The 23,437-nt window shown below is 38.0% G+C and carries 22 protein-coding genes; 4 read left to right on the top strand and 18 right to left on the bottom strand.

The window, feature by feature from the left end:
* Nucleotides 1-38 precede the first annotated feature (38 nt).
* The 9 genes from FBF83_RS09355 to FBF83_RS09315 all read right to left on the bottom strand — a co-directional run bounded on the left by FBF83_RS09355 (nucleotide 39) and on the right by FBF83_RS09315 (nucleotide 8,980).
* A complete protein-coding gene (locus FBF83_RS09355; protein WP_136946884.1) occupies nucleotides 39-1,097 on the bottom strand; it encodes a glycosyltransferase family 4 protein in 1,059 nt (352 codons plus the stop codon).
* Nucleotides 1,098-1,111: 14 nt separating this feature from the next.
* Nucleotides 1,112-2,359, bottom strand: a complete 1,248-nt coding sequence (locus FBF83_RS09350) for an O-antigen ligase family protein (protein WP_136946883.1) — start codon at nucleotides 2,357-2,359, stop codon at nucleotides 1,112-1,114.
* A gap of 35 nt (nucleotides 2,360-2,394) precedes the next feature.
* Complete coding sequence (locus tag FBF83_RS09345) at nucleotides 2,395-3,036, bottom strand: CpsD/CapB family tyrosine-protein kinase (RefSeq protein WP_136946882.1); 642 nt, start codon at nucleotides 3,034-3,036, stop codon at nucleotides 2,395-2,397.
* The gene (locus FBF83_RS09340) at nucleotides 3,029-3,769 is read right to left on the bottom strand and encodes a YveK family protein (protein WP_136946881.1); all 741 of its coding nucleotides are present in this window, start codon (nucleotides 3,767-3,769) and stop codon (nucleotides 3,029-3,031) included. The genes FBF83_RS09345 and FBF83_RS09340 overlap by 8 nt, the downstream gene beginning before the upstream one ends.
* Nucleotides 3,770-4,024: 255 nt before the next feature.
* Complete coding sequence (locus tag FBF83_RS09335; RefSeq protein WP_136946880.1) at nucleotides 4,025-5,008, bottom strand: hypothetical protein; 984 nt, start codon at nucleotides 5,006-5,008, stop codon at nucleotides 4,025-4,027.
* A 121-nt stretch (nucleotides 5,009-5,129) separates the two neighbouring features.
* On the bottom strand, nucleotides 5,130-5,966 hold the full coding sequence (locus FBF83_RS09330; RefSeq protein WP_136946879.1) for a hypothetical protein: 837 nt from the start codon (nucleotides 5,964-5,966) through the stop codon (nucleotides 5,130-5,132).
* 226 nt (nucleotides 5,967-6,192) lie between these two features.
* On the bottom strand, nucleotides 6,193-6,672 hold the full coding sequence (locus FBF83_RS09325) for a hypothetical protein (protein ID WP_136946878.1): 480 nt from the start codon (nucleotides 6,670-6,672) through the stop codon (nucleotides 6,193-6,195).
* Between the two features lie 197 nt (nucleotides 6,673-6,869).
* Nucleotides 6,870-7,667 (bottom strand): 3'(2'),5'-bisphosphate nucleotidase CysQ, encoded by a 798-nt coding sequence (gene cysQ / locus FBF83_RS09320; RefSeq protein ID WP_136946877.1) that lies wholly within the window; start codon nucleotides 7,665-7,667, stop codon nucleotides 6,870-6,872.
* Between the two features lie 251 nt (nucleotides 7,668-7,918).
* The gene (locus tag FBF83_RS09315; protein WP_136946876.1) at nucleotides 7,919-8,980 is read right to left on the bottom strand and encodes an acyltransferase family protein; all 1,062 of its coding nucleotides are present in this window, start codon (nucleotides 8,978-8,980) and stop codon (nucleotides 7,919-7,921) included.
* Between the two features lie 274 nt (nucleotides 8,981-9,254).
* Here FBF83_RS09315 and FBF83_RS09310 point away from each other — a divergent pair, with 274 nt between their 5' ends.
* From FBF83_RS09310 to FBF83_RS09300, 3 genes are all read left to right on the top strand, one after another.
* Complete coding sequence (locus tag FBF83_RS09310; protein WP_136946875.1) at nucleotides 9,255-9,473, top strand: DUF1659 domain-containing protein; 219 nt, start codon at nucleotides 9,255-9,257, stop codon at nucleotides 9,471-9,473.
* Nucleotides 9,474-9,508: 35 nt separating this feature from the next.
* A complete protein-coding gene (locus FBF83_RS09305) occupies nucleotides 9,509-9,727 on the top strand; it encodes a DUF2922 domain-containing protein (RefSeq protein ID WP_136946874.1) in 219 nt (72 codons plus the stop codon).
* A gap of 66 nt (nucleotides 9,728-9,793) precedes the next feature.
* Nucleotides 9,794-9,955 carry a YvrJ family protein gene (locus tag FBF83_RS09300; RefSeq protein WP_136946873.1) on the top strand — a complete coding sequence of 54 codons (162 nt, stop codon included), beginning with the start codon at nucleotides 9,794-9,796 and terminating at the stop codon, nucleotides 9,953-9,955.
* A gap of 951 nt (nucleotides 9,956-10,906) precedes the next feature.
* On the opposite strand, the gene FBF83_RS09295 is transcribed toward FBF83_RS09300, so the two are convergent.
* The 6 genes from FBF83_RS09295 to FBF83_RS09270 form a co-directional block, all read right to left on the bottom strand.
* Nucleotides 10,907-12,013 carry a peptidoglycan bridge formation glycyltransferase FemA/FemB family protein gene (locus FBF83_RS09295; protein WP_136946872.1) on the bottom strand — a complete coding sequence of 369 codons (1,107 nt, stop codon included), beginning with the start codon at nucleotides 12,011-12,013 and terminating at the stop codon, nucleotides 10,907-10,909.
* A 188-nt stretch (nucleotides 12,014-12,201) separates the two neighbouring features.
* Entirely contained in the window at nucleotides 12,202-13,659 is a 1,458-nt protein-coding gene (locus FBF83_RS09290) for an oligosaccharide flippase family protein (protein WP_136946871.1), read from the bottom strand.
* A 601-nt stretch (nucleotides 13,660-14,260) separates the two neighbouring features.
* Nucleotides 14,261-14,458 carry a plasmid pRiA4b ORF-3 family protein gene (locus tag FBF83_RS09285; RefSeq protein ID WP_136947163.1) on the bottom strand — a complete coding sequence of 66 codons (198 nt, stop codon included), beginning with the start codon at nucleotides 14,456-14,458 and terminating at the stop codon, nucleotides 14,261-14,263.
* Nucleotides 14,459-14,569: 111 nt separating this feature from the next.
* Nucleotides 14,570-15,493, bottom strand: a complete 924-nt coding sequence (locus tag FBF83_RS09280) for an endonuclease/exonuclease/phosphatase family protein (RefSeq protein WP_136946870.1) — start codon at nucleotides 15,491-15,493, stop codon at nucleotides 14,570-14,572.
* A 328-nt stretch (nucleotides 15,494-15,821) separates the two neighbouring features.
* Nucleotides 15,822-17,084: a glycosyl hydrolase family 18 protein gene (locus FBF83_RS09275; RefSeq protein ID WP_136946869.1), complete on the bottom strand. Its 1,263-nt coding sequence runs from the start codon at nucleotides 17,082-17,084 to the stop codon at nucleotides 15,822-15,824.
* Between the two features lie 170 nt (nucleotides 17,085-17,254).
* Complete coding sequence (locus FBF83_RS09270) at nucleotides 17,255-18,157, bottom strand: DUF1672 family protein (RefSeq protein ID WP_136946868.1); 903 nt, start codon at nucleotides 18,155-18,157, stop codon at nucleotides 17,255-17,257.
* A gap of 144 nt (nucleotides 18,158-18,301) precedes the next feature.
* On the opposite strand from FBF83_RS09270, the gene FBF83_RS09265 reads away from it, so the two are divergent.
* The gene (locus tag FBF83_RS09265; RefSeq protein WP_136946867.1) at nucleotides 18,302-18,949 is read left to right on the top strand and encodes a hypothetical protein; all 648 of its coding nucleotides are present in this window, start codon (nucleotides 18,302-18,304) and stop codon (nucleotides 18,947-18,949) included.
* 89 nt (nucleotides 18,950-19,038) lie between these two features.
* Here the strand turns inward: FBF83_RS09265 and FBF83_RS09260 are convergent, their stop codons facing one another.
* The 3 genes from FBF83_RS09260 to FBF83_RS09250 form a co-directional block, all read right to left on the bottom strand.
* Nucleotides 19,039-19,965, bottom strand: a complete 927-nt coding sequence (locus FBF83_RS09260; RefSeq protein ID WP_169525306.1) for a DUF1672 family protein — start codon at nucleotides 19,963-19,965, stop codon at nucleotides 19,039-19,041.
* A 303-nt stretch (nucleotides 19,966-20,268) separates the two neighbouring features.
* Nucleotides 20,269-22,356, bottom strand: coding sequence for an SA1320 family protein (locus FBF83_RS09255; protein WP_136946865.1), 2,088 nt, complete (start codon nucleotides 22,354-22,356; stop codon nucleotides 20,269-20,271).
* A 33-nt stretch (nucleotides 22,357-22,389) separates the two neighbouring features.
* Nucleotides 22,390-23,274, bottom strand: a complete 885-nt coding sequence (locus tag FBF83_RS09250; RefSeq protein WP_169525304.1) for a DUF1672 family protein — start codon at nucleotides 23,272-23,274, stop codon at nucleotides 22,390-22,392.
* Nucleotides 23,275-23,437 lie beyond the last annotated feature (163 nt).

Genomic DNA, 23,437 nt, shown 5'->3' with positions numbered 1-23,437 from the left:
CACTCCCTCAATGTCATATCGTTTCTTATTAAGAACACTCATCTACGACTAACCTGTAGATATTCTTCCATCGTGCGCTCTACCATTTTCTCCATTGAAAATTCCAATTCTACTTTCTCTCTCGCACGTTGAGCTAATTTACGACTCATTTCATTGTTATCAACCAGTCCGAGAATAATGTCACAGAACTGTTTTGCACTATACTGCTGTACGAGAAAACCTGTTTCATTATGAATAATTGCTTCCTTCACACCTCCAACATCCACGGAGAGTAAAGGAGTTCCAGCTGCCATCGCCTCAAGCATTACCATTGGAAACACTTCTTTCTTAGAGGTTAATAGAAGTAAATCCATATCCTTTATGAATCCCTCGGGGTTAGAAGTGTTACCAAGTAACGTAATATTGTTAAGCCCTAAGGAGTTAATTTGATTCATAATGGACTCCTGTTCAGGCCCATCCCCTGCAATATAGAATTCAAGATTAGGAACACCTTTTAACTCATTTGCGATCTGGATAAAGAGACCATGATTCTTCTCTTCAGATAACCTTGCTAATATGCCTATCTTATAGTGATCACCTTTTTGCTTTGAGCTAAAATAAAACCTCTTTAAATCCACTCCATTATAGACAGTCGTTACCTTAGCCGCTTCTACACCTTTTTGAATTAAATTCTCTCTTTCAAATTCACTTACAGCGATAACCCGATCAACATACGTATTTACGAGCCTAGCAAAGATCTTTGAGTATTTCTCAAGAGCTGTTACGTTATGCTTTGTATAAAGAATAGTAAAGGAATTCCTCTTATTCATTGTCATTTTTATCATGCAAAGATAAAGCACCATTCGTAAGCTATTAGCATGGACGACATCAATACTCCTATGCGAGATAAGGCGACGAATACTCCTAATATTCTTCAAATGATTGGTCCGGCTCATGGGATGAAAGTTCTCTTTATGCTTGATATGAGATTGCAACTCCCCTGGACCTGCAGCAGTGTAAACTGTAAGATCTGGAGCATGAACTTCATTCTCAAGGCGACAGAAATAATTCTCTGCCCCTCCGTGAATCAGTTTATCGGTAAGAATTAAGAGATTCATATTCTTTCCTCCCTTCAGGTTGTATGTAGCAAGCGAGCACTTTGGTTAACCGGTAGATCCGAAGTTCTTGACTCAGTCTGAGAAAGATAAGCTGATAGAATGGCCATGAACAGGAAGAACATATCATTGATGACGAGAGACAAAGACACCATTTGAAGGAGAAAGCCGATAAAGGTTAGAAACAAATAAGGTTTTGTTCGATACAACCTGCTTTGAAGCAACTGTACGAAAACAATTAAGATAAACAATAAGTAGAAAAACAGCCCTGTAATACCAGAATCCGAAAGAATTTCTAGAAACGTGTTGTGAACATAATGCGGTTCACCATAATCAAATAAATTATAGTCAGAGAAATTAAAAGCCCCTAACCCTAGAACCATATGAGAAGAGAAATAGTCAATGGCTCGCCCCCACAGTTCAAACCTGCCACTTCCACCATCACTAGATAAATCATCCACACGGGATGCCACAAGACTGAACACATCGAACTTCAATTCTACTATTGCGATATAAGCCATGATTCCAAGTGATGCAATCACTCCCCCTATAAGCTTTAGCTGCTCCTTGGGCTTATTCGTAACTGCATAGAGTAAGAAGATCAAGATTAATGCAACTAACCCTCCTCTTGAAAAAGTCAAAATCGATGTGGTTAAACAAAGGAATAATCCAACCTTGTTTTTCAGGGTATGCCTATGACAAAGAAAGTAAGCAAAGAAGAGCGTATTATAGAAAACAAAGAAATTAGGGTCCTGAAGAAGTCCGATTAGCCGAGGGTAACCACGATCCAGTAGCACTCCTACAGATGTAATCCCATCACCGTCCCAAACAAAATTCTGCAACTTTAAACCAATTACGTAGAGAATCAAGCTAACGATATTGAAGACGATCCCTGCATAGCCGATGGCACTTTCGATGATGGTGTCCTTGGTTTGGCCGATTATATCTTTAATGATCACATAACAAATCATGTATAACACGATCCCAAACACCATACGAAAGCTCGATAATGAGTAAAGAGCAAACGCTCCAGAGTACATATAAATGAAATAGAAAAGAAAAAAGAAGATCTCAAACAAATGAAAACGGTAAAATCGAAAGGAAAGGATATGAACACAGAAGAATAGGAGACAGAGAATCATATAGGGCTTAATGGCAAAGCCAACATAAATGTTGTACCTACCCATCGTCACCAATACAATTAAAACAAATAAAGCAATATTGGTTCTTTGTTTGAATTGTGTATCTGTAAGCTCCATTTTCATACCCTCCCCTCCGCTCAATTCAATTTCAATTTATTTTACCGTGGCTGGTAAACCATCCCGGTAATCTCAATCCCCGCTGCCTCCATATCCTTTTTCAACTGTCGGATTCTACTCTTCTTATCCCTGTGTTGTTTAACAACGACGATGACGTCATCGCAAACCTCTGCCAAAAGTTGAATTTCTAAGTATGTTAAATAAGATGGCGATTCAATCACTGTCACATCACTAATTGACCTAAGCTGTTGTTTAAGTAAATTGAGGTTTTCCATTCGCCAGCTGTCGATCTGGTTAACCGAAGATGTACCTAAGGGCAGGAAAGATAAGTTCTTTATTTTTGTAGGATGGACATACCTTGCAACATTGCCTCTATGCAGCGCATTTGTTAACCCAAACGTTATTTTTTCATCAAGCCATTTATGAAGAACTGGTCCGCTGAAATTTCCATCTATTAGAATGGTGTTCTTACCTTGGTCAGCATAAGACTTGGCTAAATCAAGTGAGACAAACGAATCGCTCAATGAATGGTCTGGGGTTGTAATGAGAATACTCCTGTGGCTCATATTTGAATTTTTCTCAATCTCACTTCTAATTACTTTTATCTGATTAGCCCTTAGTCGGTGGCGAGCTGCTTCTTTCATCGCTTTACTGTGCAATTTCTCTTTAATTAAACTACGCACGAAGCTCGCCTCCTTTTTGCTCTCTCATGTCAAGATCAATTTTCTTTTTCTTAAACAACATTCGCTTTCCTACTTTTTTATCGACGACATCTAATTCTCCAAGGACTCGTAAACCAAGCTGTGATTCAATGTCCTCACTACTCACAACTGAATCATCGAAATGTTCTCTTAGTAGTGCAAGGCCAATACCCATAAATAAACCAACTGCAAAACCGATCACAATATTAACAATTGGTTTATCAACTCGAGTGAGTTTTGTTTCTCCCTCATTATTACTAAGTAGCTCAATTTGGTTCACCTTCAGCAACTTCTCCATCTTCTCAACAGATGTTGATGCAATGGCATGGGCCAATTCCTGCGCCTTTTCTGAATCATGACCTTTGGCAATGACATTAATAATTTGAGAATTCCTTGTGTTTTGAACAGAAACACTATCCTCGATTTCGTCATCTTTAAATCCGTATTTGGACTTTACTGTGTTATCAACAATCGGACTTTCAATGAAGTCCATGGCAGAAGCAAGAAGGCGTTCGATCTGCTGACCGTCCATACCCGAACCGTCATTAGCAAGCGTTCCAATTAGGATATACTCAGTTGCCTGGTAAGAAGGTTTAATGAGGTAAATGGATGCAACAATAGCAATTGATAATACGACTAAGGTGGTTACCATGATCGAAATATACCTTCTCTTAAGAATCTCAAAGAACTGTTTTAAATCCATTCTCTGCTCCATATTGACCTCCTAAATAAATGTCTTCATTTCGCCTTCCGTTCTTTTTAGAGAACCCTAACACAAGTATAGTCCCCCCGGCTTCTTATGGGAAGGACTAAAGATGTCTAAATATGCCTTAAAACTTGGTGTTTTCCTTTACTTTCTACCATTCTCATGAAATAGCTCCGTTTTTCATAAAGAACAAAAATAAGACAAAGTGTTCATTATATAACACGATATAGTGGGATTATTTTCCTAATTGTTCCTTTCAACTGCTTATTTATACATATTTCTAGTTCCTGAATTCATAACTTGTTCATGGGGCAGATTGAAATCAAGATCATTATCAGCAGACTGCGATGTTAATTCTATTAATGATCCTTCACTTTTGGCAAGATGAGCATCCCATATAACACCATTTAATTGATTCGCCGAACCACTAATTACAATCGCCTTTTGCGTAACTTTTGATACTTGAATTTGGAGTTGGCTAAACTGGTTACCCGACGTTTCATTTGGTACGGTTACTTGCCCAATTAAATGAATACAACGCACGCAATCATCAAGCGTTATATTTGTAAAACGATTACCATTTATCCATGTATACTGATCACTTATCCTATTTGTCTTTGCCTCCAAACGGATTCCCTGATTGAAACCAACAATACTTACATCTGAAATATTCACAAAACTAATGTAGTCACCTGGCTTACTAGCTGTAAGAGATAAGGCAGTACCCTTATGAGAACCACTCGAATTAACCAGCGTCACGTTATGCACTCTCGTTCTTTCTGTTGACCAATTCTTCTGATTCCCTTCAATTGAAATAAGTTCAGAGTTAAATTTAGGTGTTGATACTTCTATGATGCCATTAGTGAGTGAAGCATTCCGCTTCAATTCAAAGGCTCGAAAATCACCTTCAATATACACCTTTGTATTCTGGTCAAACTCTAGCTCCACATTTTCACGAACGACAATCCCCTCTGTTAAAATATAAGATTTGTTTCCTGCCAATCTTACTTTTCCAATAGTTGACTCTGCACTATAATCGATTGCTGCTTGGATCGCTGCTGAATCATTTGCCGAATCCTCTCCATTCGCTCCAAACTGTTCAACAGTTACAAACGTTTCACCTTGTTCTCCAGGACCTGTAACAGAACGTGCCGGACTATTATTACCTTTCACCCCAATCCATCCTATAAGCAATGCAACGATGACAAAACATAGAACAGTAGCGATTAGTGTCGTTCGCTTTTCCATGGTTATCTCCCCTCGGTCGTTCGTTATATAAGTACCTTCTATCACATAAGCCCCATTCCCTCTTTCATACTATTTTGAGCATAGAAAAAACCATCCAAAACGGATGGTGTGCAATATTCTTCTATAAAATTTCCTTTTTGTTATTTCTACCATTATCCGTTATGCGAGAAAGCGGGACATTTCTAATCGCGAACACGTTATAGGAACTAGTCGACGTGAATTGAACGAGAGAACGATTATGAGAAACATTTGATAGATCCCAAGACATCCCACCAAAGACGTTATATTGCCCATTAGACAAAAGAATATTTGTCGTAGCGCTCGACAACTGGATCTGAAGATTGCTGAACGTATTTCCACTACACTCGTTTGGAATCGTCTCTCCTGACACCAATGAAATACACTTCACACAATCATCGATGACGATATCATTGAACGTATTTGCATTCACATAGCTATAGCCGCCCTGTGTTTGAACTGCCTGAAGAAAAACCCCAATATTTAATCCAACAAGCTTCACATTTTCAAATGGTACAAATGAGATTTCATGACCAGGTCCATTTGCATACAGATGTATGCCCGTCCCTTTATGGGAGCCACTCCAGTTAACAATCGTTACGTCCTTCACCTGTGTTTTAAACCAAGAGTTATAATACTTATATTTCCCATCTAAATAAATAACCGGTGAATTAAAGGCACGATCGTCAATAGCAATATAAGCACCAATTAGAGAAGAATTTCTCTGTAACTCAAGTACTCGGAAATTACCCGACACAATAAAACGTGATCCATAACTAAATTTAAGAAGAACACCTTCCTTAATCACAATAGGACTCGTAATGGAATAATCTCGATCAATCAATTCAACCGTTTTCACATTGTTATCAGCGGCATAGTCAATCGCAGCTTGAATCATGGCAGTATCATTAACGGCAGAAAAATTATCTGCTCTTACCAAATTAAAACCTCCCTTTCTAATAACCGAGGCACTACCAATAATGTGCTCTCCTTACATATTATGTTAGAGACAAGCGTCTGACAGGCTTATCGCCTAGGAGGAAGGGTTTTCTATAGAAAATGGGTTAATATAAATAAAACATCGCTATACCATAAGATGGTATAGCGATGTTTTCAATTCTATATACAAAAGTTCGTTCCGAAACTATCAAAACTATTCTTAGCCCTTACTTAGTTAGTTCTACCCCATGCTCCTCCGCCAACACATTAACATCCTCCTGATAATCCCTCATCATTTTGCCAGCTTCCTGTAACTTCGCATTTGCAGCATCCATCTCACCATAATCTTGATGCTCAATGGCACTAACTACACCTAGAAAAGCACTGTGTTGGAGATGAAGAGCGTCGATGTAGTTCTCATGAAGTTCCCGTAATTCACTTGTTTCAACTTTAACTTTTTGAACCCGATCGATGTACCCTACATACTGGGGGATTACTTCTGTAATTAGCGTCTGATGGGTGATGGAATCATCTTGATGATTTGGTCCAATCACACTATCGTACAAATTGATAATCTCAGTCTCCTCTTCAGCAAGCGCAGGCATCTCGTCATTTACATAATGGAGAAGATCATCCTGGACAGAATCAGAACAACCAACAAGAGCAAGTAATGCCATGAACCCCGCTAAAAGCCATTTTCCCCTCATCTGAACACCCCCCCTGCTTACTTTATTTAAAACAAGGGGAGTCCTATTACCAAACTCAACTAATTTTTAATATGTGCTTTTCAGTATTATACTGCCTTAATCAAACGTTTGTTTAACTGTTATCTCTACTACGACAATAATGAAAGTCTTCTATCTAACATAAGAAGCTGAACCCAACTGGTTCAGCTTTTTAATGCTTATAGATTAAACCCATCTTTTCTTACAATAAACCATGGATTTAGAAGGTTTTCTTTATTATAAACAAGAGGTTCACCTGTATTAGGTTGCGTTACTGTGCCGCCTGCATTCATCACAATCGCATGACCAGCCGCTGTATCCCATTCCATTGTTGGAGCAAAGCGAGGATATACATCCGCCGTTCCTTCCGCCACAAGGCAAAGTTTAAGGGAGCTTCCTGCTGATGTTATATCGATCTCTCCAACCTTTTGTTTCACCTTATTCAGGTATTCTTCTGTTTCCTTTGAAAGGTGTGAGCGACTGGCAACTGCTGAGATTTTCTCATCTTTCTTATCCAATGGTAACTTCATAGCTAACGTTGTAAAAGTTTCCACCGAATTATATTGTTTACTTGTTACTCCCTCCAATTTATAGGAACCTAGACCCTCCTTAGCGACATATAACGTATCAAGTACAGGTGCATAGATCACTCCTAAAACTGGCTTGCCCTGATGGATTAATGCAATATTAACCGTGAATTCTCCATTCCGTTTAATAAACTCTTTTGTCCCATCTAACGGATCTACAAGCCAGAAATAATCCCAGTCTTTTCTACCCTCGTATTTTAAATGGTTTCCTTCTTCGCTAAGAATTGGAAGGTTTGGAGTTAAATCTTCAAGACCTTTTACAATCGTTTCATGAGATTTTTGATCTGCGAGCGTTAGTGGAGAGTCATCTTTTTTACTTTCCACCTTAAAATCTTCAGAACCATAGACTTCTAGTATTTTAGCTCCCGCTTCAAGAGCGATTGTTATCATTTCTTCTAACTTAATCTTCTCTAAAATAGGAATACACCCGCTTTCAATTTATTTTATTTCACAGTTCTCTTTGCCTGTCCCGAAAACGCTTTTCCCCTTCAAATAATTATTATTAATCTATTCTTCTTAAGATCTGTTTGTATAGGTTGTCTGCACTTCTTCTTAACTATAAATCAAAAAAGAGCCCAATGGATGGGCCCTTAATCTTAAAGAATTCAGTTAAACAAACGTTTATTTAAGCTCAGAATGACTCAGTTAACGCTTAATTCTTTCGTCTTTATCGTATAAGAATGAGAAACAGGATCTCTCTGATCCGCATCTTTCACTGTATACAATGTCATTGCTTTATTAAGAAAAACAGACGTCCCAAGCACAATCGTAAAGATAAGGATGAAATACTCCATACTCAACATCGCATCAGGTAGCACCGTCGAAGCCACAAAGAGTACCAGAGGATAGATAAGATAAACTCCGAAAACATATTTCCCAAACCCAGCTAAAAATAAATCTAGCAGAATCACTTTTTTAACAGATTCGTACATCGCGAGTAGCGAGATTGTAATCAATGGAATTGTAATCATCAGCGACCAACTGTTTCCGCCAACCGCTCCTGCTTGACCGTCATAAATCAGAAAACCAATTAAGCCTACTAAGCTTACATAACCTACCCAGTTAAGCTTCTTCGCCACGCTTTGGGCAAGTTCCCCGTGGTGAGCAAGGAATCCACCAAATACAAAGAAGAAAATCCACTTTACTAAGATCGCTTTCTGTCCAAGCATTATTCCTACTGCGTTAGCAGTGTCAGGTGAATAGATAAAGAGAAAATAAGCATTCACGACGAAGGAAAGGAGCAATAGAAGTGACCATGCCATCTTCGTACGAATGAGCTGCAATAGCGGGAAGACCAAATACAACTGAAGTACCGCAGCTACGAAATATAAATGATAGAAAGAGTTGCCCATAACGAAATCAAGAATGTGCGTCTTCCATCCTGTAAACACCGAAACTTCCATCACTATTTTTGTGATAGCAAGATATAGAATACTAATTCCTACAAAAGGGAGAACGATTTTGACGAATCCAACTTGATAGAATCGCTTTCGATCAAATCCTACACTCCGCTCTAGGAGCACAAACAGCATTCCCACAATCACCGCTAACATCGCAACACCTGGTTGCTCAAACTTATATGGAACTGCTGTCGCTGAGGCTTCGCTAAAAAACATGTTGGATACGTGAACGAGTAGTATACCGATACAGGTAATCGCACTTACAAAATAGATCATCTTCATCTCTTGATTCGTTTTCTGCATGAGCTCACATCCTGTTTTGATTTGGCTTTATGTCTCCATTATAAAGGTGTGATTCTCACTATGAAGCGATATTGGGTAATCTTTACAAAACATTAACAGGCGTGTCATGAACCTTACAAGATTAGCCCTGCTCTACTTGAATAGAACCATCATCTGTACCCTGGAGAAAACTCTCTCTAGGGTGCTTTCTATTAACATACTAAAAATTATTTTTAACCACATGCCCCTTTTTCCATTTTCAAAACGATATATAGGGTGAAAGGAGGTGATCAACATGGCAACAGCATCTCTCATGAACACTCAGCTTCGCATGGTACTTGAAACTGGCGTTGACGAGAACGGCAAATCAATCTTCCGCAGCAAGAACTTCAACAACATCAAGCCGTCCGCAACACCAGATGCGCTTTTCTCAGTAGCACTAGCGCTAGCACCACTTCAGCAGCACAACTTATTCGCGGTTGAGCGCAATGACTCATCTGATCTACAAGCGTAAGAACACCTAATTCATAAGAAAGGAGGTGAACTACAATGGCCAAAACACTCGAACTTCAATTCGATACACGTGACAACAAACCATTCTCAATAACATTAAGCGATCCAGTTGAACCAGTTAATCCAGCTGCAATCGCAGCGGCAATGGACGCAATCATCGCACAAAACTGCTTCACAACAAGCGGTGGAGATGTAACAGCTAAGAAAGGCGCTCGACTCGTTGAACGTAACGAGAATGAGATCGTGATCAGCTAATGACCTAAGGAAGGGCACTTGTCCTTCCTCTTTCGTAAGCCCATTAACGAACAAGGAGGGAAAACGATGGAGTCATGGATGTCATTGATTAGCGATGTTGGCTTTCCGATTGTGGTGACGCTTTACTTACTACATCGCATTGAAGGAAAACTCGACACGTTGAATGATACGATTCTGCAGCTGCCGGATCACTTGAACTCACGAAGTTCGGATCAAATAAAAGGCTAATAACTGAAATAAGGAGAGGTTCAACATACGATTTGGACCTCTGCATTCCTGTCTATCGCTATACATAACTGTCCGTTCAACTTCATATCGAACAACAGCTTCCACCTCTTTTTTAAATGGAGAGTACGTGAGGTTTCTTAAAGTGTGCCGTTGTTCAGAACGTGGAATGCCTACCACACGTTGTTAAACTAAACTTGTCAGGTAAGCTGAAGCCGATGCAGAAAATTCAGCGTTCTCATGCAACACACATTTCCCGGTTTATGTGATGAGAAGCTATGGCGAGAACGGCCCTAACGGTTCGGTAAGGTAACCAGGCGTACTACGGTACGGGTAGCAGCGCAAAGACCACGCACATTGGACTGGTTTGATGTGTAGAAAGTGCGCTGTTGAAGGAATTCAAGCGTTCAAATCGGGTGATACGGTGGATACCTCAGAAAGGTCTCAGTATACTTCAGTAGTAACGGACGGCTGCTTTTACAGTGCTGATGCTTTCTTGTCAGCACTGTAAAGGTAGTCATTCTCTGTCCAATGTTTCCTATCCAGTCTAGTGCCTTCAGTGGTTAAAGAGCACTCAAGCAAACAGCTTGGAACGGTTTATCTATTAAAGTAGAAAGTGCAGCATGACCTACTACTTTAAAGAAAGTAGATATAGAAAAGATTAAGAAAAAAGCGGAAGCGTCCTGGTTGGGAAGATGGTGGGAGCGGATCAGATTTTGACGTTGGTTTTTGGAAAACTGGAATAAGGAGTTAAGTAGATATTAAAGGACTATAGCAATCCTAGTAACCGCATAAACGGGTACTCAGCCAATAGTGGTTGGAGGTGAAATCTTAGCAAAAACAGCTACCTCTAATAAGAGATAGCTAGTACACTCTCAAGTTGGATAAAACAACTGAAAGTATTAGATCACCTTAAGAGACCTTATTTGCAACGATTTTATCATCTAGCGCAATTTATAAAATTTTGATCATCTTTTCAGCAGGCCTAGTCTGCGTCAAATTGGAGTGCCTATATACTGGAAAATATCCCTGACATTCTTCAGGAATAGAAGCAGCTAATTCTTTATAGATGGTTTCATTGTGTATCTGCTTCCCTATATAAAATGGCAAAGCCCCATTCTTATTGAAATGTTTTTTAAATCTATAAAGACTATCATTATTTCCTGCATAGCCACCACCTAAATGCATGGCTTTGAATCCCCGTTCCTTCGCCCATTGGACCATGTAATCCACAACTAAATTGTTCGTAGCGAGACGTAAATACTCTTGATCAGATCCTAATAAATGATAATGAATATACTCATCTCCAAGCATAAAAATAACGGACATAACTACTTTCTCTTCTTCTGTCACTACTTCAATTAATTCTACGTTATCTCCTAATAGTTCAAGCGTATCTTGAAAATAAGTGTCAGAAAAATAATAGTATTCCTTAGCCCCTGTTCTCTTCATTGTCGAGTTGTAGAGTCTAAGGAGATCCTGCCTTTCATTCCGATTTCGGTGCTTGATCTGAAGGTCGTAACTCTTTGATTTTCGAATTCGATTTCTATTTTTTGTATCATAATTCGCCCAAATTTCATCATAGTCTTTTGTTAGATCTACATAAATCGTATCTCTAATATAGAATTTCTCCCCGCATGTAAACAGGTTATGATTTTGATATAGAGGATGAAACCTAATAAATTCTGTTATGATATCAGCGTTCTTACAATAATCTCTAAATGAGTTTGTGAATCGTGACAGAATTTCATTTAATCTCGCTTCTTCCTTTACGTTAGTTAATGGACCTCCATAACCATAAGGCGTAGTAATATCATAGAGATTACCGTATTTTTGGGTCACCTGACATAAATGGGGTAATGTGTTTAAACACCTTAATAAATAGGGATAAAGCACAAAGTCCGAACCTTCTTCGTAAAGGTATAGCTGTGCTACGCCATCCCCATTTCTCTCATGAATCTCACAATACTCAGGGGTGTAATACACATCCTTGTTATTTAAACGGTTTAGATAATCGTGCCAGTTCTTTTTATCATTAAGACCGAATAATTTAGTTCCCATGTAATCCTCCCATTTGAAGTGATACCGTCGCTCATGTCTGGATCTATAGTATGTACCGGCATAACCGTTATTTTATTCACTTTCGCATCGTTTTAGTAGCACTTCCTCCCCCATCGTTTCTTATAGAGAACAACCGTGTATAAATCAACTATCACTACACTCTTACCATACTAACTACCACGGTTTCATCACAGCCCCTCTTCTACTCTCTCTGAACTCCTTCTTTGAATAATGCCTTTCTTTGATAGGTACGAGAAAAGCGATTGATTCAATTGTTTATCTAACAAGATATAAATACCAATGATGGTATATTGAACTCCCGCTGCGAGAAATGGCAAACTACTGAACACTACGTCGCACAACACTAAGCTTCCTAGGAGAATGATTATGAATGGAATCATTCTCTTTCCTATGAATGTACGATTCGGTGCAACCACCCAAAACCCCACAAATGCAACCACTTCAATAAGAATGCAGGCCCATGCTGCTCCAATCAATCCAAAGCTTTGACTCAATGTCCAATAGAAAATAGCTGCCCCTACCACTGCAAGTGATTGAACAATCATTCTTTGTGTTTGACGAGCTCGTGTTGTTAAGCCATCTGCAAGGGCAATTGTGATTCCTTGTAGAAATAACACAATTGAAATGATCTTCAATAAGCTTGCTGCACTAACCCACTCAGCTCCAAATAACAATTCAATAATAGGTGTCGCAAAATAATAGAGTGGCACCGTCATCGCCATACCAACTAACCCCATTACCTTCATTTGAAGCATGTTTAACGACTCATGATCTTCTATATGGTTACTATTGTAATAACGGAATAAAACCGGATAAAATGCTCCTGCCACAATGAAAGGGAGTTGAAGAAGCGCCTGCGGAATCCGATAAGCGACTGCGAAAAGACCAACTTCAGCAAGAGATACCGTTTTCTCTAAAAGAATGGGGCCTAACTGCGGAAGAATCACAAATAGCAATCCAGTCACTGTGAAGGATAACAACTGATCAAACAATCCTTTGTGGAACGAGCAGCGAACCGGTATTTTTGTGTATTTGAGAACCAGGAATATCCCCATTAAACCAGATATGAGATACGACAAGCCATATGCTGAATAAACAATATAAGGATGCCAGTTAAAAAACATACCTAGTGTAATAGATAGAACGAGCAAGATTGAGGAAGTAATTCGTATAATCCCTGAGAATTGCATTTTCTCAACAAGTTGAAAGTATGTTGAAGCAATACTCTGCATGGAAACACCAATAACAAAAGGAATAATGAGAAAATAAGAGGTTTTAAGTAGCATTGCATCTTCTGAGTGAAGCGATTGAATAATGATAAATCCCACTACGAACGTCGCTATTAACAGAATCACACGCAATTTAATATAAGAAGACATTACAACAGGAATATCTGCTTTTTCCTTAGATCCTTCCCGTAAAACGATTTTGCTCAAGCCCGCATCTGTAAAATAAGCCATAATCATCGCAAAGGCAAGTGCAACACTGAACATCCCATAATTTGATGACTTAAGATAGGATGCTAAGACAATCAGAGCTCCAGCATTTAACGCACTTGCAAGAGCAGTGCTATAGAACAGGTGAAGAATGTTCATTGCTATTGAATTTCCATTCGGCTTTTTCATATCAGGGCCACCTTATTTAAATGAATGTGGTTCGTACCATCTATCTTCCAACGTCACCTCTATGCAAAGCATTCCTAATCTAACCACTAATTTCGTTCTTTTTAGAGAACTACACTGTAAGTATAAAGCCCTAAGAGAAGATAGGGAAATTCCGTTTATGCCTAAAAAGTTCCATTTTAAAGGCCATCCCTCCCATTATCTTCTTTAATCTAATGCAAGCTTCTTTTTTCTTAGAGAACAAAAACGTTCACTATATGACACGATAGTACAAAACTTTCATTTACTTGTGACAAGTTAAGCGGATTAATAAAAGGCTCTTTTCGTAAACATTGTTGCTATAAGAGTGAGAGGGATTTCCGCTCCAGGATGCTCGCTTTCCGCGGGGCGGGCGGTGAGCCTCCTCGGCGCAAAAAGCATTGCGCCTGTGGGGTCTCACCTGTCCCGCTAATCCCGCAGGAGTCGAGCATCCTTCCGCTTCAATCAGCTAAGTCTGGCTCTTTATACAAAGATTCTTTCACCATATGAAGAGTTGGGGAAAGATGCAAGGTTATAAAGAGTTTGATCTTAAAGATAGTAACTTTCGATTGAAAAGAGGGTTGTATTAATAATGCAGGTTACTAAAAGTGTTATTCATCGGAACTATGAGTTTGCGCCATACCGACTTATGATCAATCTTCAGGGTTACATTCAACTCTACCCCAGCAAGGCAGATGGGATAAATAACTTTATAATCATAGACTACTTTTTCAACCTCAATGACATTCTCCCAATCATCACCAAAGTCGTAGTTGTAAACAATTCATATCCATAAGCAAGGTATAATCAGTTGTTTAATACAAAGAGTGCAACTTAATTAAACGTTTGATTAAGGTGTAATTTATAGAATCTATCAAGGTTAATCTACTTTGATTTATTCTTTAAGAACTTTAAATTCGCCTTCAGAGTATGAAAACTTATCTGATTTCATTTTCATTTCTTCATCATGTTTCGTACCTGGATGATTCGGCTGAAAAATAACGATGATCGGAGAGTGATCACTTAATTTTTGTTCTCGATAGGTATGCAAATACTTGAATGATAAAGGCTTCAGTCTTTCAGATGCAAAGCAATGGTCGAACCTGCGTGGAAACACTTTATCTTTCCTTTTTAAAATAAAGCTATAGTCGCTTTTCGCAAATCCATAAAGCGAACGATAAACATCTTCTAAATCATAATCAGATAGGTGTTCCAAAACACTTCGTTCTCCCGCATCCCATTCTATGCTTTTATTAGTAGTTCTCCATGAACCGTCTGTATGTAATGTTTGACCCCAGGTAATGATCTCTCCATCCTTCATTTCTAACTGTGGCGAATTAAAGTCTCCGCATAGAATTCTATGGTTGTCAGAATCGCGGGCTAATTTATTGAAAATCCCTTTAAAGGTATCGATTTTGACCCAACCATTTGATGAACCCGGAGGAACATGGCTATTATAAAGCTCGATATGCCCAAACGGACTATCCACCTTTACACCTAATACTCTTTCTTCCCAAGGTATTACGAAATCATTTAATATTTCTAGCGACCACTTACTTGCAATTAATAGACCATTCTTTCTAGGACCACTTAAGGTAGAAGGATCATTACTTAATGTAAAAGTATCTATTATATGATGAAGTCCTATTTCGTTAAGTGCTTGTGTATATTGATCAATGTTTTTAGTGGTCATTTCTTGAAGAGCTACTAAGTCAGGTTGTAATTCACTCATTAAGTTTAGCTGCTTTTCAATTCTCTTTCCTCCACCCTGGCGAACATTCCATGAGAAAAGTTTTAGATTATTAGTTATGTGAATCACCTCAGTAACATTTTAATTATTTTATAGTATAATTGCTGGTGTTTGTAATTCAATTAAGAAAGTATTTTATGATTTTTTAGGAAGGTGATAGTTTGAGATTATTCATAACTATCGTTTTGTTGTTTATATCTTCATTATTAACATTAGTATTAATGGATTACTTTCATGATAAAGCATTAAATCTACTAGATAACACTTTGCAATCAACTATTCTTGGAATTGTTTTTGCATTTGGGAATTGGGCATTTGGCACACCTCGATCTCATAAATAGAGAATTGTAAAATTAAAAAAGAATCACGAGAGCGCTCCCCTGATTCTTCGCCATCCTTATTTAATAACAGCTATATTCTTCTTAACATACGCCCAGTTCTGCGGAAACAGAAATCGTAACCGCCAGTAAGTACTTCCAAGTAAGTTATAAGCCTCCATTTGTTTATATTTCGCTGTAATACTCTTGATGTCCTCAAACCAAACAATATGCTCTTTATTCATAAGATTATAACTGTAGTTGGGAGCCTGCGCTATGGGATTGTATTGTATTGGAATCCATCCACTGAGTGCACCGTTCTGAGCATCCTGATTTGAAACCATTTTTGCATTAGCCTCACGTGGCACCGTCCAATCATATCCATAAAGACTCATCGCCATCATGACCTTGCGCCGATTGATCTCACCAGTCGCATACATCAATACTTGTTCAATCCACCAAACAGGCGCAATCGGATCAGGTGGCCCAATCGCATATCCATAGTCAATTGTCATAACAGATACAATATCCACAACCTCCCCAGTTGCTTTGTAATCAAGAAAACCAACCAATCGATTCGTTGGCATGTCGCTGCTTTTTGCATGTGCATTGAGTTGTAGAATCAAGTTTCCAAGAGCCTGCTTTAACTCTTTAAGAAATGTTGTGAAATCATTTCTTCTATCAGCGGGAACGAACTCAAAATCAATACTGACTCCTGCATAGCCTTTTTCCTTTACCTTTTTAACGAGGCTTTGAACCAAAGTCTTTCTTCTAGCAGCATCCTGAAGAACAACATTGGCTAGGACTGGACTAAACATACGATTCTCATAATTGCTAATCACAAGTAATGTTTTGATGTTCAACGCTTTCGCTCTTTGTAAAATAAGATCATCATCTATCGTAAGAAGTTCGCCTTCAGACGTGAACGAATAGGTGAATATCGCTAAATACGTGATCGAATCCGCGAGATCGTTAAGGGTTTCAAGGTAAGGTGCCCCCGTTAATGCATCAAAAAACACAAGAGTTTGCATAGGGTACTTCTGTGGCGTAGGAATTCGGATTCTTAGTCCGATTGGAAGAGCATTCGGATTGACGGATGGATTTGCTGTCATAATCGCTTGAATTGAAGTTTGAAATTGTTGGGATAGCTTCCAATACGTATCACCTGGCTTAATCTGATAGTACCTTTCTGGCAGTACCTGATCTGGGATATATAGATTCAAACCGGGAACAAGTCGATCAGAGACGAGACCGTTCACAGTCTTTATAGTCGCTATCGGTACACCATAAGCAATTGAAATGCCCCATAGATTATCACCCATCATTACAGTGTGGATCGCCATTCAATCCCCCCGTTCCTCAAAAGGCTATATTGATAGTCTATTTTGGAATGAAGGTCTTCATGAAGGAGGATTTTCTTGAGGAGGAGAGGGAAAGATTTGCGCTATTAAAATATACTATCTTAAAGTAAGTACGGATTGCTCTATTCCTGTTAAAAGAATCCTTAGTGCTTTTACTCTTTTACAATATAATCTGGTGCTCCATTTTTAAGTGAATTCTCTTTATTGTTCTGTGCACTTGTTTTATCGATTGTATTATCATGCAGAAGAAAACTATACTTGCCTGAAGGAAGTCCATCCTTTTCTGTAATTTGCTCGACGATTGTATCAAATATTTTTTCATTTGGATCTACGTCTTGTTCCTCCATATACATTTGGATTGTAATTGAAATCTTTGAAGGATCAATAGGTTCAGGTCCCAGAATACTTTTCCATTCTTCTTTGGTTTTGTTTGGATTCATTAAATATACTGGTAATAATTCTTCTAATCTCCCACCATAAACAGTCACTTTATAATATGGCGTTAAAAAGTAATTTCCTCTTACATTTTCATTTGCTTCTTCTCTTATTCCGATGACCGGATACTCTTGAACTATACCTTCAAGAAATGTATCAAGTTCCATAAATCTATCTTCATAAACCCATGCATATAAACCACTGACAATCGCTGTCTCAACTTGCCCTTCTTGCGACCAAACGCCTTCTGGATCTATTTCTTCCTTATCTTTATCAACAGGAATAATAGCGTAGGAATAGAAATGCGGCTGCCCAACTGACTCTACAAATACCGTCGCACCGTCTACTGCTCCTACAATGTTATGTACCTTAACTTCGGTTTGATAGTTTTCTTTAAAATAAGCTTTCACTGCTTCTTCGACTTCTTCTTTATGTTTCTCAGCAATTTTATCGGTGTCATTTCCACTTTGAAGTGTATAGCCTTCCCCAGTGTAGTCTTGAACTGATACAAAGTACTTGTCTTCTATAATATCTTCTTCTGATTTATCATTGAACAAACACCCACTGAGAAGTAATGTGCTACAAAAAATGCTACTATACAGGTATCTTTTTTTAATCATTCATAACTCCCTTTTCAATTAGTAAGAAACAGACCTTTATGACTCTTCTGTATGATAGAAGAAATTCATTAAATCAGCTGTCGTCTATTTATTATATCTTTTAATATAGAGGACACACCAAATCAACGATGCCGGAGGTTGCAAATGAGGTTATCAATTAGTCTACTCATAATTTTATCTTTATTTCTAGGAGGTTGCCAGGAGCTTAACGACAAGCATACAACCGATCCGGAAAATCTTGATCCAGAAGAACTACCGCAAGTAAGAGCTTTTGAAGATGAGTTTACAAGAGGATTTTTGCAATCAACTGTAGAGTCGAAAGAAGGATACTATCCTTTTTTATCTGATACTGGTAATTATGAAATGAATTTCCCTGCAGGTGGCGTTATAGGAGAGAAAGGATATTATGTACAAAAAGGTACTGAAAAATATAGTATTGGTATAGAATATAATAAATTTAATGCCAGAATCAATATTAAATACTATCAATTTATGAAAAATGAATATTTGGAATCTAGATTACAAACGCTTGAAGAAAGTTTTGGCATCCCACTTCAATTTCAAGAAAAAAAGTTAGATGGACGGTCTTTACAAAAAGCTTTTTATAAAGATGAAGATGGTTACTTTGGAGTTGTTGCCATGATTCAGAACATAGAAAATAGCGGTGCTATTGAAGTGACGACTGTTTCAGAGTGTAGTAATAATGATACGGAGTGTGATCAAGTTATTCAAGATACCAAGGACGTTCTATATAAATGGATGGAGTCAATCAAATTCATCAAGAAAAGTTAATAGATAGTTACCTTGATAGTTCTAAAAGCACCTTGCAATTTGAATAAAATCACTCACAAAACGCGCTCTTATTTCGGATAAGTATTTGTCTAATCCTTAATAATATCATCTGGATAAGTTCGTTCTAGACTATTGTCCTTTGTATTCTGACCACTCGATTTATTGATTGTATTGTCATGTAAAATAAAACCATATTGTCCCAGGGCTAGTCCTTCCATTTCTGACAAGCCACTTACCACTTCATTAAATATTTCTTTACTTGGTTCAGCATCAGGTTCTTCCATATATAACTGAATAAGAGTAGCTACCATGGAAGGATCAATTGATTCACCCTCTAACATTTTTGCCCATTCTTCTTTTGACCGATTAGGGTTATCTAAATACGGTGCCAATAGCTTTTCTTCCACACTTCCACCATAAATAACAACTTTATAGTATGGAGTTGTATGATAGTTGCCAACCCCATTTTGATTAGCCACATTAGGTATACCGACGATCGGATACTGCGTCACTTTTTCGTCCAAATACTGATCAAGTTTCTGAAATTCCTCTTCAAAAATCCAGGCATATAATCCGCTAATAATAGCTGTTTCGACCTGCCCTTCTTGTGACCAAACTCCACTAGGATCTACTTCTTCTGTTTGTTTATCGACTGGAATAATGGCATATGTGTAAAAGTGTGGCTTCCCAACTGATTCCACAGATACACTTGCACCATCTACTGCTCCAACAATGTTATTTACTTTAACATCTGTTTTATAGTTTTCTTTAAAATATGCCTTCACTGCTTTATGTACTTCTTCTTTATGCTCCTCGGCAATTTTGTCAGTTTCACTGCCATTCGGTAATGAATATTCCTCCGCTGTATAATCCTGTACAGATTTAAAGTATTGATCCTCTATTAATTCTTTCGTGGTCTTTTTCGGTTCTTCCTTTGAATTCGTGAAAGTAGAACACCCTCCCAGAATGATTACACCCGCAAGAATACTAGTATATATAAATCTTTTTTTCTTCATGGATAGCCACCTCTCTATCTGTAAAGCAATCATATTATTTCTCTACACTTCCACATTATAAATCAAATTCATCAAAACATCCGCCAACACTATTCGTTTTAGAAATCACCGGGATGCTTCTGCTGATTCATTTGCTTTCACACTACAAAAAACCAGGTAAGCTACTAATTAAATTAGTTTGCTTCCTAGTTTTACTTGAGTTTTTAAGTAAGTCTAATAGTGAATCATGAGAACCGTCCCCGTGATTCGTCGGTGATTTTTATAAATAAATAAAAGCACATGACTTTTAATAGTCACATGCTTCTACATAACCGTTCCTCTTTCAACCTGTGTATGAAGAAGTTTGAGATTATGAACAACTTGTTCAGATGCTTCAACTAAAGCATCGACCGATACAGCTTTTTGATGAGAGAGTTGGTTGATTACATCCGAAAATAATAGGGTCATTTCTTCTAAAATATCGGTAGAACTCAAATTGTATAACCGAACATCTTCGTACTTGCTAATGTTAAAAAGAGCTGTATCGATGTAAGGTTTGAAGCGATCAATTAACTCAGGGAAGTTTGTTAACAGTTGTTGGGTGCCTTCTTCGAGACCTTCTACCATATTAAGTAGCTGTTCTAATGGGTTAATTGTGAGGGATACAAACTCGTTGATCTTTTCATCAAAACTGCTGAATAAGCCTAGTAATTTGACTGGCAACGAGGAAGTGGATTGAACTTGTATATACCGAATAGAATTAATGAGAGCTTGTAGCATACTACCAAATGCAGACAGTATCCCTTTTATTGTTGAGAGAGGCGGAATAATATGCATCCAAATAGCATTTACAATTTTCTCTGTCGCTTCTTCCAGAACTTTTTCTTTAATGGAGAGTCCATTTGGTAAATACTCAGAATCAATCAAACGGGATTTTTCTATTTTTGATATCTTCTTAACCTGTTGAAGTTGGCTTACTTTCGACTCAATAGAAGCCGCTAATGAAAGGTCACGATCAAAGAGTGACGCTGCCGTTTCGGAAACACTCGTTCCAAAGCTCATGATTTGACCTGATAACAAGTCTTTATTCTGATTGATAATCTCGTAATGAGATGCTAACTCGCCAACTATGGCGTCATAAAAGTAATCCGTTCCTCCCTCAAACAATTCAGGGAGTTTATTCTCGCGTATGTAAGTCATATGCTGTACAAGATCCTCGAAATGGCTTTCCATTTCATTAATTTTCCGCTGAATATCACCAAAGATACTTTCCACGCTAACATCAATCTTAAAAATATGTTCAGCAATCTCAGCTGGAGGAGAATTAAGATACGAATTCAGACCCCTAAAACGATCCTCTGCCATATACAAAAGTTTTCTCATATTCTCAATTTCCACCTGTATGAGGTAACCGGTTGATGTAATCCCCTTTAATACCGGGGAAGAGGTTAGATCTTCGACAAAGTTAGAGAATGTTTCTTTTAAATTTGTTACACGCTCTTCAAATTTTGCTCGCTCATCCTCAACGATACTAACAGAATTTCCGATGTATTCTGTAGAAAGAGAAAGACGATTCGCTACAAGATCAAATATCCCTTGATACAGGGTATCAATGGTTTCTGCATTAAGTTCAATGCGACTTGAATTCCCTGCATGTAGTGACTCACCAGTCCAGATGCTTGTTACAATGTGCTCATCAGCACCAATTCGGATAAACCCGTAACCCGGTTCTCCCTTCACGCCAACTTCAACTTGTTGGTCTTTCATATCTCCGTCTAAATAGCCAGTGTGGTTAGCACCTAAAAGAAGCGATCCAGTTGGAGTTCCTCCACCGATACGATAAGCTTTTCCTGGTATGCGATAACCCAGCCCCAAAGCTTCTTCCCCATTTGTTAAAGGATCGTATTCCATAAAATAGTTTGTGCTATTAACCTCTAAATTTGTAGGATCTATTAAATCACCTGGTAAAATAGCAGGGTTTAACGTCACACTTTTAACGTCCTTATTTTTAACTGCGATTGAGTTTGCGAGTGCTCCACCTAGAGAGTTTCCTGCTACGTATGAGATTTCTCCGAACTTCTCTTCCATATCATTGAAATATTGACCAGCGTCCTTTAACTGCTGCGGGGTGTCGGCACCAATGAGTTGAAGATCAGTTATAACATCTTGTTTATTTTTGGGGTCAGTTCCTACGTAGATAACTGCTATTTCCACTGAATTGATATCATCTGTAACTTTTTGGACTGTAATTGCATTCAAGCCTGATGAATTAATTATAATACGATCAATTACTTCGTACGTATTTTCATTCACTTGAAATCTTTCAGAAGCAAAAAGTTCCCTGTAAGCGTGAAAACCTGAAAGTTCTACAAGATCCTTATCACTAATATTATTGTTTTGTACAGCTTTCAAGTATACCTCCACCTTTTTAAGATATATATAACTTTATTGTTTAACAATGTAATTTGGAGCAGCTCTTTCTAGGGTATTTTCCTTCGTATTCTGTCCTCTAGTTTTATCAATCGTATTGTCATGAAGTAGAAAGCTATACTTTCCGACAGGTAGCCCGTCCATATTCGACAAATCGGTTACAATTTGATCAAATATTTCCGAATTTGGTTCAACATCAGGTTCTTCCATATAAAGTTGTATTAGAACACCAACTCTAGCAGGATTAATTGATTCACCCTCTAACAATTTTGCCCATTCTTCTCTTGATCGTTTTGGATCTTCCAAATAACCTTCTAAAAGCTTTTCTTCCAAATCCCCACCATAAAATACCAGTTTATAGTAAGGGGTTGTATGATAGTTGCCAGCACCATTCTGATTAGCTTCCTCACGTATACCGATAATCGGATACTCTTTAACTTTCCCTTCTATATATTGATCAAGATTCCTAAATTTGTCTTCAAAAATCCAAGCGTATAGCCCACTTACAATTGCTCCGTTGATTTGCCCTTCTTGAGACCAAACACCATTAGGATCCACTTCCTCGGTTTGTGTATCGACTGGAATAATGGCATAGGAATAAAAGTGTGGCTTGCCAATTGATTCCACAGAAACACTCGCACCATCTACCGCTCCAACAATGTTATGTACCTTAACATCCGTTTTATAGTTTTCCTTAAAGTATGCCTTCACTGCCTTATGTACTTCTTCTTTATGTTCCTCTGCAATTTTGTCAGTTTCACTGCCATTCGGTAATGAATATTCCTCCGCTGTATAATCCTGTACAGATTTAAAGTATTGATCCTCTACTGATTCATTAGAAGTTTGTTTTTCTTCATTTTGTTCCTTCTTTTTATTCGGTTCATCGTTTGTATTCGTCAAAGCAGAACAACCTCCCAGAAATAATGCACTGCAAAGGATGCCAGTATATAGATATCTTTTTTTAGTCATAGTTAGCTCCCTCTTCAGTTTTTCACAACGATCAATAATTGCTTCCTATTTTTATAGTATAAATGAAAATTATTTAAACGCTTCCTGGTAATTA

Origin of the sequence: Guptibacillus hwajinpoensis, from assembly GCF_005144865.1 — a bacterium.
Classification (GTDB): domain Bacteria; phylum Bacillota; class Bacilli; order Bacillales; family Guptibacillaceae; genus Guptibacillus; species Guptibacillus hwajinpoensis_A.
This window is presented reverse-complemented; position numbering and strand designations above follow the sequence as displayed.